The 13,618-nt window shown below is 71.3% G+C and carries 13 protein-coding genes; 9 read left to right on the forward strand and 4 right to left on the reverse strand.

The genetic code is table 11. The features are described 5' to 3' along the window. Window positions 1-17: 17 nt before the first annotated feature. The 3 genes from ACILSK_RS12745 (at window position 18) to ACILSK_RS12755 (ending at window position 2,206) form a co-directional block, all read left to right on the forward strand. On the forward strand, window positions 18-827 hold the full coding sequence (locus ACILSK_RS12745; RefSeq protein ID WP_395727532.1) for a helix-turn-helix domain-containing protein: 810 nt from the start codon (window positions 18-20) through the stop codon (window positions 825-827). Between the two features lie 40 nt (window positions 828-867). Continuing rightward, window positions 868-1,272, forward strand: a complete 405-nt coding sequence (locus tag ACILSK_RS12750; RefSeq protein WP_395727533.1) for an OsmC family protein — start codon at window positions 868-870, stop codon at window positions 1,270-1,272. Window positions 1,273-1,423: 151 nt separating this feature from the next. After that, on the forward strand, window positions 1,424-2,206 hold the full coding sequence (locus tag ACILSK_RS12755) for a response regulator transcription factor (protein WP_395727534.1): 783 nt from the start codon (window positions 1,424-1,426) through the stop codon (window positions 2,204-2,206). 9 nt (window positions 2,207-2,215) lie between these two features. On the opposite strand, the gene ACILSK_RS12760 is transcribed toward ACILSK_RS12755, so the two are convergent. Beyond that, the gene (locus ACILSK_RS12760) at window positions 2,216-2,656 is read right to left on the reverse strand and encodes a MarR family winged helix-turn-helix transcriptional regulator (protein WP_395727535.1); all 441 of its coding nucleotides are present in this window, start codon (window positions 2,654-2,656) and stop codon (window positions 2,216-2,218) included. Between the two features lie 60 nt (window positions 2,657-2,716). Here ACILSK_RS12760 and ACILSK_RS12765 point away from each other — a divergent pair, with 60 nt between their 5' ends. The 6 genes from ACILSK_RS12765 to ACILSK_RS12790 all read left to right on the forward strand — a co-directional run bounded on the left by ACILSK_RS12765 (window position 2,717) and on the right by ACILSK_RS12790 (window position 10,628). Beyond that, a complete protein-coding gene (locus ACILSK_RS12765) occupies window positions 2,717-3,874 on the forward strand; it encodes a C45 family autoproteolytic acyltransferase/hydolase (RefSeq protein WP_395727536.1) in 1,158 nt (385 codons plus the stop codon). 119 nt (window positions 3,875-3,993) lie between these two features. Further along, window positions 3,994-5,271, forward strand: a complete 1,278-nt coding sequence (locus ACILSK_RS12770; RefSeq protein ID WP_395727537.1) for a flavin monoamine oxidase family protein — start codon at window positions 3,994-3,996, stop codon at window positions 5,269-5,271. Between the two features lie 263 nt (window positions 5,272-5,534). Then, window positions 5,535-5,954 (forward strand): PEP-utilizing enzyme, encoded by a 420-nt coding sequence (locus ACILSK_RS12775; RefSeq protein WP_395727538.1) that lies wholly within the window; start codon window positions 5,535-5,537, stop codon window positions 5,952-5,954. A gap of 61 nt (window positions 5,955-6,015) precedes the next feature. Further along, a complete protein-coding gene (locus ACILSK_RS12780) occupies window positions 6,016-7,449 on the forward strand; it encodes a hypothetical protein (protein ID WP_395727539.1) in 1,434 nt (477 codons plus the stop codon). Window positions 7,450-7,542: 93 nt separating this feature from the next. After that, window positions 7,543-8,148, forward strand: a complete 606-nt coding sequence (locus ACILSK_RS12785) for a hypothetical protein (protein WP_395727540.1) — start codon at window positions 7,543-7,545, stop codon at window positions 8,146-8,148. Further along, window positions 8,145-10,628, forward strand: coding sequence for a pyruvate, phosphate dikinase (locus ACILSK_RS12790; protein WP_395727541.1), 2,484 nt, complete (start codon window positions 8,145-8,147; stop codon window positions 10,626-10,628). Before ACILSK_RS12785 ends, ACILSK_RS12790 begins: the two co-directional genes overlap by 4 nt. 166 nt (window positions 10,629-10,794) lie before the next feature. Here the strand turns inward: ACILSK_RS12790 and ACILSK_RS12795 are convergent, their stop codons facing one another. From ACILSK_RS12795 to ACILSK_RS12805, 3 genes are all read right to left on the reverse strand, one after another. Continuing rightward, window positions 10,795-11,721 carry a VWA domain-containing protein gene (locus ACILSK_RS12795; protein WP_395727542.1) on the reverse strand — a complete coding sequence of 309 codons (927 nt, stop codon included), beginning with the start codon at window positions 11,719-11,721 and terminating at the stop codon, window positions 10,795-10,797. Window positions 11,722-11,790: 69 nt separating this feature from the next. Then, window positions 11,791-12,759, reverse strand: a complete 969-nt coding sequence (locus ACILSK_RS12800; RefSeq protein ID WP_395727570.1) for an AAA family ATPase — start codon at window positions 12,757-12,759, stop codon at window positions 11,791-11,793. Between the two features lie 18 nt (window positions 12,760-12,777). Next, window positions 12,778-13,611 carry a mycofactocin-coupled SDR family oxidoreductase gene (locus ACILSK_RS12805; protein WP_395727543.1) on the reverse strand — a complete coding sequence of 278 codons (834 nt, stop codon included), beginning with the start codon at window positions 13,609-13,611 and terminating at the stop codon, window positions 12,778-12,780. Window positions 13,612-13,618: the final 7 nt, after the last annotated feature.

Below are 13,618 nucleotides of genomic sequence, written 5' to 3' on the forward strand. Positions count from 1 at the left end.
TATGCAAGGAGCATTGAATGGCCGAGTCACTCAAGACGGGGAGCGACGAGTTCGGCGAGGCGGTTCGCCGGGCCCGAGAACGCCGTGGAATGAGCCGGCGGGATCTGGCCGAGTCGACCGGGCTGTCCTACCCGTACATCTCGCAGATCGAGACCGGCTACCGGATGCCGTCCACCCCCGCCATGCGCACCCTGGCCGATGCCCTGGGCCTGCGGCCGGACAGCCTGTTCGACGCCCTTCGATCGGCGCCGTCGCGTGACACACCGTCGAGCCGGGCACCGGCCCCCGCCCCGGCGGTCCCGCACACCGCCGCGTCGCGAGCCGGACGCCCGTCGATCGCGCCGTCGCCCGTCAGCTCGCCGGCCGGTGGCACATCGGCCGGCGCGGCCCCCCGCGCCTTCTCGGCCACCTCGACCGGCTCGGCCGCGAGGGAAGCGGGCACGGCGGGTGACCCTGGGACGGGCGACCTCGCGGCGGGTGCTCCGGCAGGCGCCCCGGCCGACCTCGCGTCAGGCGCCCCGGCCGACCTCGCGTCAGGCGCGCCGGGCGGCTGGATCGCCAACCGGAGCTTTCGTCGGAATCCGACCCCGCCGGCAGCGGCCGCACCGGCCGCACCGGCCGCAACACCATCGGTGACAGCACATCCGGCGGCAGCACCGGCCGCGGTGCCGAACCCTTCCGCCCCTCGCGACCGGGCGATCGACCAGGCGTCCGCGCTGCTGACCGCGCTGCCGGCGGCGGAGCGGCTGCCGGCCCTGACCGAGATCCAGGCGCGGGTGGTCCGGTCGGTGGTCGAGGACGAGGTCCGGCGGAACGCGGTCCGCTGACCCGTGGCCGCGCGGGCGGTCCCAGTGTCAAAATGGACAAATGGGTGACTTCCAGGTTGTTGCCGCAGCGGGGACGCTCGCCGGGTCCGCGGCCGGTACCGTGCATTTCCCCCACCGCTGGACCGAGGGCGGGGTCAGGGTCGAGAGCGCCTTCACCGGTGCCCACCTGCTGCATCTGTCGACGGCGGGCTGCGTCCTCAACGACGTCTACCGGGAGGCCGAGCGGCTCGCGGTCACCGTTCGCGGCGTGCGGGTGACCGCCTCCGGCGGTTTCGACCTCGAGACCTGGGAATCCACCGGAATCGAGTACACCGTCGAGGTCGACGGTCCGGATTCCCCGGACGAGCTGCGGGAGCTGCTCCAGGCCGTGGACAGCGTCGCCGAGATACCCCGGGCCATCCGCGCCGGGGCCCCCGTCCGGCGCCGCCCGTCCCGCGCGTCGTGAGGCCCGCACCCGGGTCGGGGGGCCGGGTGCGGGCGTGCCCGCGTTTGACGCGTGCCGATCAATTCTCCGTAACCGGCGACTGGCCGGACAGTGGCGGATGCGCCACCATGGGTGCGACTGGGGAAGCAGCTCGCTCGGTCGGGAGGATCCGTTGCGCGAACAGGACTTCATCCGGCTCGGCATCGAGGCGGCGACGATCGAGGCCCGCGGCGGGGATTGCTCGCGCATGCTGGCCGACGGGCTGCATCGAATCCTCGGCGTCGGCGTCGCCATCGGGCGGTGGGAGCTCTCCGCCCCGTTGCAGGGTCGGCACCGCGCGGCCGGGGTACCCAATCTCAGCCCCGGTGAACTGCAGGGCGTCGTCGCCCACATGCGCGCCCATCCGATGACCCAGCCCTCAGCGCTCGTCCGGACTCGCCCCTTCCGGCTCAGCGACGAGCTGCCCATCCGGCCGTTCTGGGACACCGAAACATGGTGGTACGTCCACGGCATCCGGGACGGGCGGTACCCGGCCGGGTTCAACCTCGGGCTGCACGGCGGGAAGGCGGGAATGGTCGGGCTGCACCGGTACAAGCACGACTTCAGCGATGACGACATGCACTGCCTTGGCCTGCTGTGCGAGCCGCTGCAGTCGGCGTTGAGTTTCCGGGCCGCGCTTGACCAGGCCGTCGGGCGGTTGGTCAGCCTCGAGGTGGCCGAACCCGCCGACGAACGACGATTGACCGCTCGCGAGTGGGACGTGCTTGCACTGGTCGCGACCGGCCGGACGAACGCGGCGGTCGGCGCCACCCTCGGCATCACCGAGCGCACGGTGCGCAAGCATCTGACCAACGCCTACGCGAAGTTGGAGGTGACGAGCCGCACGGCGGCGGCGATGTGGTACCGGAACGCCGCCGAGTCGGGGGCCGGCCGACCGGGCCCGGCCCCCGGTTAACATCGGTGATCAGGGCTCGGAGGTCGACCGCTGCGCGGCGACCGCACCCACCGCCGTGCGCGCATCGGTGAGCCGGATCGAGTAGGACCGTCGATCGGTCGGGTGCGGCACCCGGTCGACGTGCCCCCGTTTCTCGAACCGCTTGACGTAGCTGGACACCGTCGTCGCCGGAGCCGACGCCCACCGGGCCAGCTCGGTGGGCGTGACCTGATCCCGGGCGAGCACCAGGGAGTACATGGCGAACTCGTCCGCATCGAGGCCGGCCGGCGCCAGCATCACGTCGAGGAGCTCGGCCGCCGCCCGGCCGACCGACCACAGCGCGAACAGCACGTTCTCGTCGGTCGGCACGGCCGCCGGGTCGGCCGCATCCGGCTTCGGGTGGGTCTGTCGGTAGTCCTCGGCACTGACCGCGGCGGACGGGTTGACAGGGCTACTGCGATGTCGCATCATTTCCTCATAGTACTACGAATCCGTAGTATCTTCCGAGCCCGACACACCGGAGGTAGCACCATGCCTGCCCACATCGACATCGTCGCCGGCGGCAATCCCGGCGACTTCACCACCGTCCGGCACATTCGGGTCGCCGGCACCGAACGGGAGATCGGGCAGGCGCTGGCCAACGCGGCGCGCGACGCCCACGGCGCCGCGGCCGGGCCGCGACGAGCACCCGATCGGGCCGTTCAGCGCGCCCGGCGCACCTGGTTCGCAGCCAACCATCCGATCCTGCACGAGCGCATGCAAGGGGTCGGCACGGCGTTCGGCGTGGACCCGACCGATGACGCCTGGGATCTCGCCTGGCTCGGCACCTACGAACTGCCGGCGGGCTGTTCGACCGTCTTCTACCCCGGCGTCGGCGTGAAGGACGGGCACAACCTGCTGGCCCGGAACTTCGACTTCCCGACCCTCTCCTACTCCGAGATCATCGGCCGGGCAGCCGGTTCCGCGGAGCGACCGCTGTCGTCGGCGCCATGGGTGGTGGAATGCCACCCTGATAATGGCTACTCGTCCATCACGGTCGGGATCATGGACGTGCTGGGTGCGATGGACGGGGTGAATTCGGCGGGCCTGGCCGTGAGCCTCATGGCGGACAACGAATCGGCCACCCCCGAGCCGAGCATCGTTGCCCAGGTGGGCCTGTCGGAGCAACAGATCATCCGGTACCTGCTCGATACCTGTGCGACAGTGGACGAGGCGAAGCAGGCGCTGCTGCTGGCCAAGCAGTACTACTTCTTCGTTCCGTGCCACTTCCTGGTGGCCGATCGATCCGGCCGCTCCTTCGTCTGGGAGTACTCGCCCGGTCACAACCGGGAGTTCATCGTCGAGCCATCGCCGGACCGGCCCACCGTCTGCACCAACCACCTGCTGCACCGCTGGCCCGACGGCGCGACCCTGCCCGACGATCCGAAGCTGGACGGCACCGCCGCGCTGACCTACCACCGGTACCGGACGCTGAGCGCCGCGGTCGACCCCGGACCGCTCGTCGATCGGGACGACATCCGCGATCACTTCGCCGCCGTGCGATTCACCGCACCCGTGCCGATGGCGCGCACCTTCTGGCATGCGGTCTACGACCTGGACGATTCGTCGTTGGCGGTCTCGTTCTACCTGGGTGATGAGGACGGGGTCAGCCGGTACACCGAACCGCGGCGGTTCGCGCTCTCCGGGTAGGCCGGACCGGCCCGCGACCCGGTCGGTCGGACGATGCCGGCCGAGCGCACGATCCGGATCCACCCGGTAGCGTTCGGGACCGGACCCTGCCCATCCGGCCGGGGAGCGACGAGGGCGAGGTGGGCGTGTCCGAGGTGGACGTGATCGTGGTCGGTGCGGGCCTGGCCGGCCTGACCGCAGCCCGCGACCTGACCGCGGCCGGCGTCGGCGTCGTCACCCTGGAGGCCCGCAGCCGGGTCGGCGGTCGCGCCTGGACCGACCCGACGGCATTGCACGGCAACGGATTCGAGATGGGCGGGATGTTCGTCGATCCGGCCCACACCGCGATCGTCACCGAACTCGACCGGTACGGACTGAGTCTCGAACCGTTGCCGTTCCCGGCGTCGGTCGCCTGGCTCACCCTGGGCGAGTTACGCCGCGGTGGCCTGCCGGTGCCGCCGGACGAACTGCCTCAACTCGAGATCGCCGTCCGGGCCTGGCAGGACGCGGCCGCCACGGCGGACGGGGGCGGATTCGTCCCTGGGTCGGTCGCGCACTTCTTCACCAGCCGGGTGCACGGCCCGCACACGCTGGACCTGTTGCGCGCCTATTTCGACACCGAGGTCTCCGGTGACTGGGCCACCGCCTCGATGCACACCATGGCCGAAGATCTCGCCGGTGGCGGTGGTTCGGTGACCCGGTGGACCGTCGCGGCGATGCTCGCGCCGACCGTCCAGGGTGGGATCAGCGAGCTCACCGCCGCGCTCGGCGCCGAGGCCGGTCGGATCGAACTCGATAGCCCGGTCCGATCCCTGACCGACGACGGAACCGGCGTCGACGTGTCGATCACCGACGGGCGGTCCTACCGCGCCGGCGCGGTCATCCTGGCCACCCCGCTGAACACCTGGCCGGACCTCGAGGTCTCGCCCGCGTGGACCGCCGACGCGGCCGCGCTGATTGCCCGGGGGCACCGGGGCAGCGGTGCCAAGCTGGGAGTGCTCGCCCGGGGCGACATTCCCGATGTCGCGTTCTGCGGATTGCCCAACCTGTCGGTGCTCAAGACCATCAGGCGGTTGCCCGATGGCGCGGTCGTCCTGGTCGTCTTCGGCTCGCACCCCGACCAGATCGACCCCGACGACCTGGCCGCGGTGGCCGACCTGATCCGACCGGTCGTCCCGGACGTCCAGGTGCTGGCGGCCGCGATGCACGACTGGGTCGCCGACCCCTACGCCCGTGGGACCTGGCTGGCCCACGACGCAGCCACCACCACGGCCGAGGTCGACGCGGTTTCCGTGCCGCACGGGCGGATCGTCCCCGCCGGCGCCGACGTCACCCGGGTGGGTGCCTCCTACTTGGACGGCGCCGTGCACAGCGGACGCGCGGCCGCCCGGCTCGCGGTCAGCCTGCTCGGCACCTGACTCGGCCGACCGGATTCACCCGTCGGCGGCAGTGGAATCAACGCTGCGAGCGCCGGAACCAGGCACCGCGCGCCCGTTATCCAACCTGGACAAGGCCCTCGGCTAGTTTTGTCTGTCGGGACCATCGGCCCTGCCCGGGCCGCGCGGCACTGTGACGTCGGCAACAGTCGGCGACGAGCCGGGCTGGAGGATCGGAACCCGGTCGGCTCCTCCACCGGCACGCAGGCGGTGCCGGTCCCCGAGAGGTTCAAGGAGGAACTTTCATGGCCGAAGTGCTCGCCGAGGGATTCAACGTCTTCGATACCGCCAAATCACCGACGGGGACGGTGAGGTACCTGGGTTCGCCGGCGGACGTGATCACCCTGATCCAGTCGGGCAAGCTGGCCGAACACATCCTGCTGGTCCGCGGCGGCACGACCACCTTCCTGGCTCCGGCGCTGAGCATGGGCGCGATCGGCGTCATCACCATGTCCGGTGCCCCCGAATCGCACCTCGGCATCCTGTCCCGCGAGTTCCAGACCCCCTGCGTGATGACCGCCCACCTGACCAGCAGCGACTCGCGCTACGTCGTCGGCAACACCGACGAGGCGCACTTCGAGGAGATCGCCAAGGAGCTGGACGGCCGCCGGGTCCGGCTGGACTGTTCGGACCACGAGGTCGGCCGGGTGGTCGCCGAGAATTGAATCGAACCGACGTCCCCGCGGCCGGTTCAATCCTAAGCCCGAGCAAGGAGCAGACGAGTCAATGACGACCACGGAAAGCAAGCGCTCGACCTTCCGCCAGCGGTACGAACAAGCCGATGACGGCCTGCGGTTCCAGGACCTGACCTACACCGGCAACTTCGTCGGGATGGAGCCCGTCACCGACGGCATCAAGGGCGACAAGATGCTGCGCGAGCGCGCCAAGAGCCAGGTGCTGGAGCGGGTCTCGAAGGATGACGTGCTGCGCGGCCAGTTCACCATCGATGAGCTCAATGATCTGAACAACTATCTGGCCTGGAACATCTGGGACGTCCTGGTCATGCGCGCCACCGAGGGCGTCAGCGGCATGATCCCGCGCCAGGAGTACGAGATCCTCGCGTTCATGCATGAGTTCTACCGGTGGCCCGAGCTCCTGCGGATGACCACCGACGAGGCCGGCGGTCCACAGGCTGTGATGGACATCGGCGCGTCCGCCCGCCGGGAGATCGGCACCAAGGTCAACGCGGTGCACGACTGGTGTATCGGTGCGGTCGGTTTCGGCATGGGTCGGTGCGGCCTGCTGGCCCTGGAGGCGATCGGGCCGGACGACTACATCGAGGAATCCAACGAGATCCTCAAGTTCATGCAGCGGATCCTGTGGGGCAAGCGACAGGACGGCTACATCCTCAACTCCCAGGACCGTTACCGCTGCCGCATCCACGAGGACGACTTCCTGGCCACCCTCACCGCCCAGGTGGAGCCCCTCGAGCCGGGCAGTCCCAAGCACGCCGCGTTCACCCAGTTCAACGCGGCGGCCGAACTGCTGTCCTTCCTGGACCACTACGACTGCCGCCTCGGCCTGGGCGACACCGGCCCGTACGAGCTGCCCGACGGCAACCTGTTGATCCTGCGGGACCTGTTCGTCAATGAGGAGGTGTTCCACTGGAGCGACGTGTGTGACGATGCGGGCCTACCGCACGTGTACAGCCTGGCCATCGTCATCGATCCGGAGAAGATGTCCCTCGCGGAGATCCGGGTCAACGACATCTCCACCACGTTCACCCGGCCGAAGAACTACATCGACGCCATCGTGGGCGGCGCCGTCTTCTCCCGGGAGAAGTGGAACACCCCGATGGGGCAGGTCGCCAACATCCCGATCGACGACCTGGCCGACCATCTGGAGCGGGTGCGCACCGCGACATTCAAGCTGTACAGCAAGACCGCCCGGATGTGCCGGCGGGATCTGATCTGGAACGGCCAGTACGTCTACTACGTGGACATGATCCTGCCGCACATGCGGTTGGCCGGGTCCTACGAGAAGGCCTGCCGCGACTACGATCTGTGGGAGATCGACCAGCGGGTGGCGAACTACTACTACGACATCACCAAACGCGGCTTCGCCCAGGAGACGGTGCCCAGCAAGATCTTCTCCGGGGCCGGCTACCTCCCGTTCTCCGACAACGCCGACCGGCGCCGCTCGAAGTACCGCTGGCTCTGACCCTTCCGGCGAGGCCAATCTCCTCGCGGGAGTCCGACACCCTCTCGGGGGCGGCGCGCCGCGCCGCCCCCGTTCGCCTGTGAGGATGAAGCGATGGACCCGACCGGCTACGACGTGCTCAACGTGGTGGCGCTGAAGAAGATGGCGACCGCGGCAGCGATCGCCGAGACGGTGGGAATCGGGGTCGCCGCCGTGGACGATGTCCTCGGCCCGCTGGCCGCGCAGGGCCTGGTGGTCGTCGCCGGCGGTGCCGCGCTGCCCACCGACGCCGCCGAACCGGCCCTGAAGGCGGCGGCCGCCGACCGCTACGCCCGGTTGCGGGACGATGCCGTGGTGCTGGCCCAGGTCGAACGGTTCGAGACGATCAATGCCCAGTTCCTGACGACGATCTCGGCGTGGCAGCAGGTCGACGTCGGCGGCCGGAAGGTGGCCAACGACCACGCCGACGCCGAATACGACGACAAGATCATCGGCCGGATCGACAAGTTGGTCGCCCGGCTCGACCCCTTGATCGACGCGCTGGCCGCGCACGACCCACGGTTCGCCCGGTACGCGACGCGGTTCGCCGCGGCGACGGGTCAGATCGACGCCGGGCGCCACGAGTACGTCTCCTCGCCCACGCTGGACTCGGTGCACACCGTCTGGTTCGAGTTCCACGAGGACCTGTTGCGCACCCTGGGCCGGGACCGCACCGAATGACGGTGACGGGTCCGCCCGGGTACACGCTCACCTTCGCGGAGGCCGATCCGGCCGACGTGGACCGGCTGGGTGGCAAGGGCGCCGGCCTGGCCCGGATGTCCCAACAACAATTGCGGGTACCCCCCGGCTACATCATCGGCACCCCGGCCTGCCGGACCTATCTGGCCGAGAAGCGGCTGCCCGATGGTCTGGTCGACGAGATCGGCTCCCGGCTGACCGAGTTGGAGAGGGCCGCGGGCAAGGCGTTCGGCGGCGGCCCGGTGCCGCTGCTGCTGTCGGTGCGCTCCGGGGCACCGATCTCCATGCCCGGAATGATGGACACCATCCTCAACCTGGGCATCTGCCGCGACTCGGCGGTCGCGCTGGGCCGAGCCACCGGGGACAGCCGGTTCGTCGCCGATGTGGTCGCCCGCTTCCATGCGATGTACGCCGAAACCGTACTCGGCGCGCTGGATCCCGGTCCGGCGGTGGCGTCGGTGGTCGACTCCGTCATCGGCACGGACGACCCCGGCGCCGTGTACGACCGGGTCTGGGCGGCATGCGAGCGAGCGCTGGCCGACGACACCGGAGATACCGTGCCCGCCGATCCGCAGGACCAGCTGCTGGGCGCGGTGGAGGCGGTCTTCCGATCGTGGAACACCCGGCGCGCCCGCACCTACCGCGACTTCCACGGCATCCCGCATGATCTGGGCACCGCCGTCGTGGTGCAGTCGATGGTGTTCGGCAACCTGTCGGACGATTCCGGGTCCGGGGTGGTGTTCACCCGCAACCCGGTCACCGGTGAACCCGGGCTGTTCGGCGAGTACCTGGCCCACAGCCAGGGCGAGGACGTCGTCGCCGGGGTCCGCACCCCCGACCCGGTCGCCACGGCGTTGGCCCCGAGCGTGCTGGCCGAACTCCAATCCACCTGCGACGCGCTGGAACGCGCCCAGGGCGACGTGCTGGACATCGAATTCACCGTCGAGCGATCCGTGCTGTACCTGCTGCAGGTGCGGTCGGCCAAGCGGACACCGGAGGCGGCCGTGCGGATCGCCGCCGATCTGGTCGACGCCGGCGTCACGACCGTGCGAGCGGCCCTGCGCGGCGTCTCCGCGGCGCAGGTCCGGCAGGTGCAGCGTCCCGGTTTCGACCCGGCCGAGGTGACCGCCGCCCGGGCCGGCGGGCGGCTGCTGACCACCGGCATCGGCGCCTGCCCCGGCCAGGTGAGCGGCGCCCTGGTGCTCGACCCGGACCGGGCCCGGGACCGCACGGACGCCGGGGAGGCGGTGGTGCTGGCCCGATCGGTGACCAGCCCGGCCGACCTGCACGGCATGATCGCCGCGCGCGGGATCGTCACCGCCACCGGTGGTTCCACCAGCCACGCCGCCGTGGTGGCGAGGGCGCTCGGCACCTGCTGTGTCGTCGGTGCCGGCGAGCTGCGCATCGATGCGGCGACACGCACGTTGCTGGTCGGCAAGACCAGGCTGGCCGAGGGTGACCCGGTGTCGCTGGACGGTTCAACCGGCGAGCTGTTCGCCGGATCGTTCGCCACCGCCACCCCGGCGGCCACGTCCGGGGCGATGGATCGGGTGCTGGCCATGGCGTCGGCGGCCAGTGGGTGCGAGGTGCTGTCCCGGGTCACCCTGCCCGCCGACGTCGCCGTGGCCCGGTCCGCCGGAGCCTGCGGGCTGGTGACCGCGATCGACGAGATACTGGCTGCGACCGGACACCTCGACGGCCTGGTCGCGCACCTGCTGGAGGCTCCGGCGCGCGGGGCCGACGGCTTCGAACGGTTCACCGATCTGATCGCGCAGGAGTTGGCGCCGGTGCTCGCCGAGGCCGGTGGCCTGGAGGTCGGGGTTCGGGCCATCGATCTCGTCGCCGACGAGTCCCGGGAATTGCTGCAGCAGACGGCCGTGACCACCCGTCATCCCGAGCTCGCCGTGCCGCTCGGCCGGCTCGCCCTGATCGAGGCGCAACTGGCCGGGCTGGGTCGGGCGTTGGCCTCGTCCGGCGGGGCCGCGCGGGTGCATCTGGCGGTGCGGCACATCTGCGATCCGGCCGAAGCTCGCCTCCTGCGGGAAACCGCCGCCGGGACCGGCATTGCGGTGGGCTCTTACCTGACGAGCCCGCGGGGGGTGCTGGCGATCGAGGAGATCGCCGGGGTGTCCGACGTGATCTGGCTGGAGGTTCGATCCTTGCAGGCGGCCATGTTCGGCCTGCCGCCCCGGCTGCTGCTCACGGCCGAACCGTTGGACGACTACCTGCGCCGCGGACTGCTGCCGGCCGATCCCCGGCGCCGGCTGGACCCATCGGTCGAACGGCTCCTCGGCCCGGCGGCCGCGGTCGCCGGCGCCGCCCGGGTCGGCGTTCGGCTGGCCGGTGAGGTCTCCGAGACCGTCGTCGAGCAGTTGTATTCCCTGGGCTTTCGCCGGTTCGCAATCTCCACCGGGGAAACGCGCCCGCTCACCCTCGCCCTGGGCCGGGCCGCCACCGGCTGACCCGGACCGCGCTCTGTCCACCAACCGGGTTCGTGCCTCTGTCCCGAACCGGGTTCGTGCCGCGCGGATGAAGTCGTCGACTCCCGTCCCACCGGTCACATTCGGGGTGAGTTCAGCCGCGCCGGCGTCGTTGATCCGCGCGGGCAGGGAGGGCGGGGCGGTGGGGTCAGTCCGCGAAGGCCCGTTGCAGCGCCGGGGCGACGTCGCGATACGTACGGATCCGGGCGAACCGGCCGTGGCCGGCCGTCGCCAGCTCCCGGCCGAGATCCAGATCCTTCTCCCCGGACTCGTCGAGCAGAACGTCGAGGCGCGGCAGCCGGCCGGCGATCGGACGCGGGTCCGGGCCGGCGTTGTGCACGCAATCGGAGAGCAGCACGACCCGGGCGTCGCGGGCCGGGATGCGGGCCAGCTGCCGGCCGGCGAGCTGCAGCGGGAAGGCCACGTTCGTCAGCCCACGGGCGGGCAACGCCAGCAACTGGTCGAGCAGCCGCAGCGACCCCACCGGCGTCCCGAGTGGCGCCAGGACCGCCGCATCCGACCAGAACGCGATGACGGCGAGGTCGTCGCGGTGCAACGCACCCGCGAGGGCGGCCACCGTCGCCGCGGCGGTGCGCACCCGTTCGCCGCGCATCGACCCGGAGACGTCGACGGCGAGCACCACCGAGCGCCTCGTCCGGATCCGGTCGCGAACCACGATGTCCTCGGGCTCGGGTACCGGTCGTTCGGCCAGGACCTCAACCGTGCGGTCCAGGTCGATGTCGTCCGAGCCGCCGCGATACGGCAGGCTGGCCAGCGCGCCGGCGCCGCGGCGCACCGGACCGGCGCTCCGTGGCCGGGGCAGCGCGAGTCGCTGCGCGATCTGCCGGGCCCGCTCCCGGACCTGCGCCTCGTGCGGGCTGCGTTCGGCCGGCGCCGGTTCGGCGGCCAGCTCGGCGCTCTCCTCGGTGACGCCCGGCGCCGAGCCGCCCCCGCCGGCCGGCGCGGGCCGTTGGCCGGCGCCGCCGGCCCGCTCCAGCACCAGGCCCGCTCCTCCGCCGGGCGCCGGCACGAACACCGACGGGTCGGCGCTGAGCGCCTTCGGCTTGCGCCGCAACGGCTTCCGCCCGGGGCGGGGCGGTCGATCCGAGGGCCGGCGGACCGGACCGTCGGCGTCGACCACTCTTCAACCGGGCCGGTCGGCACCCGTCAGCAAGAACCGGTCCTGGAAGATCTCGGTCAGCACCTGCTCCGGCGTCGTCTCGGCGGCCTCGTCCAGATGGATGCGGCCGGACAGGGCGACGATCATCGCGTCCAGCACGGTGGCCGGGTAGCGCTCGTCGTCGGCCGCCGCGATCCCCCGCAGGTCCGCCAGTTCGGCCGCGACCAGCGCGGTGTCGATGGCGCCGCGCACGCTGCTGCCCTGCCGCACGTCCGGGTGCTCACGGGTGGCCCGGGTCACCGCGACCGCATCCGGCACCAGCCGGCCGGCCAGGCCGTCCGGCAGGTCCGGGGCCCGCAACGCGACGACCGCCCGTTCGGCGGACTCGTCCTGGTAGTCGATCGACAGGCGGCACAGCCGGTCGTGCACGCTCGTCGACAGCCGGGTGGTACCGACGTTGTCGAACGGGTTCATCGACGCGATCACCCGGAAGGTGGGCGCCGCGTCGATGGTGCCGACCCGCGGCACCGCGATCGTTCGATCGGCGATCGCGGTCAGCAGGGTGTTCAGGGTGTCCTCGGGCGCCCGGTTGAACTCCTCGATGTACAGGAAGCCGCCGTCGCGCATCGCCTGCACCAGCGGGCCGGGCACGAAGGTGTCCGCGCTGTAGTCCTCCCGCAGCACCCGGGCCGGGTTGTGGTGACCGACGATCTTGGCCGGAGTCAGGTCGGCGTTGCCCTCGACGAACAGCAGCGGGATCCCCCACTGCGCCGTGATCGCCTTGAGCATCGTGGTCTTGCTGGTGCCCGGTGGACCCTCCAGCACCAGGTCCCGGCCGGCCGCCACCGCGGCCAGCACCAGGTCGAGTTCCCTTTCCCGGCCGACGATCTGGGTGGCGACCCGGTCCCGCACCGAGCGCAGGGAAGGGTGGGCCGGGGCCGGGACGGGCGCGCGGCCCGTCCCGGCCCGACCGTTCGACGAACCCGTCGACATGCTGGTGCTCACCCGCGGCTACCGCTGGGTCGAGCCGGCGTCCACCGGCAGCATCACGCCGGTGATGTACCGGGCCTCGTCGGAGGCCAGGAACAGCACGGCATTGCTGATGTCCCGGGCCTCCACCCACGGAATGGGCAGCGCGTTCATGCTGGCGAACGTCTCCCGGGCGTCCTCGCGGGTCGGCTCGGCCAGGTCGGGCCGGAACAGCGACCAGGTGGCGGTGTTCTGCACCATGTCGGTGTCCACGCTGGTGGGGTGCACGGTGTTGACCCGGATCGAGTGCGGGGCCAGTTCCAGGGCCAGAGTGCGCGCCAGCCCGACGACACCGTGCTTGGCCGAGACGTAGTGCGCGAAGTTGGGAAAGCCCTTGATCCCGGCCGTCGAGCTGGTCAGCACGATCGATCCGCCACCGGCGGCGATCAGGTGCGGCACGCACGCCTTGGCGGTGTGCCAGACCCCGGTGAGGTTGACGTCGATCATGTCCGACCACATCGCATCGCTCAGCTCGGCCCCGCCGGCGGTGAAGCTGAAGATGCCGGCGTTGCCGCAGACGATGTCCAGCCGGCCGAGTTCGGCGACGCCCTGGTCGACGGCCGTCTTGACCGCGGCGTAGTCGCGAACGTCCGCCTGAACCGCGACGATCCGGCGGTCCAGCGCCTCCACCTCCTTGACCGTCTGGTCCAAATCGGCCCGGGTCGACATGCCGTACGGCACGGACTCGATCTGCTCGCAGATGTCGATCGCGATGATGTCCGCGCCTTCCTCGGCCAGCCGCAGCGCATGGCTGCGGCCCTGCCCGCGGGCGGCGCCGGTGACGAACGCGACCTTCCCGGCCACTCGTGCGCTCATGGTCCCC

The organism is Nakamurella sp., from assembly GCF_044224575.1.
Taxonomy (GTDB): Bacteria; Actinomycetota; Actinomycetes; order Mycobacteriales; family Nakamurellaceae; genus Nakamurella.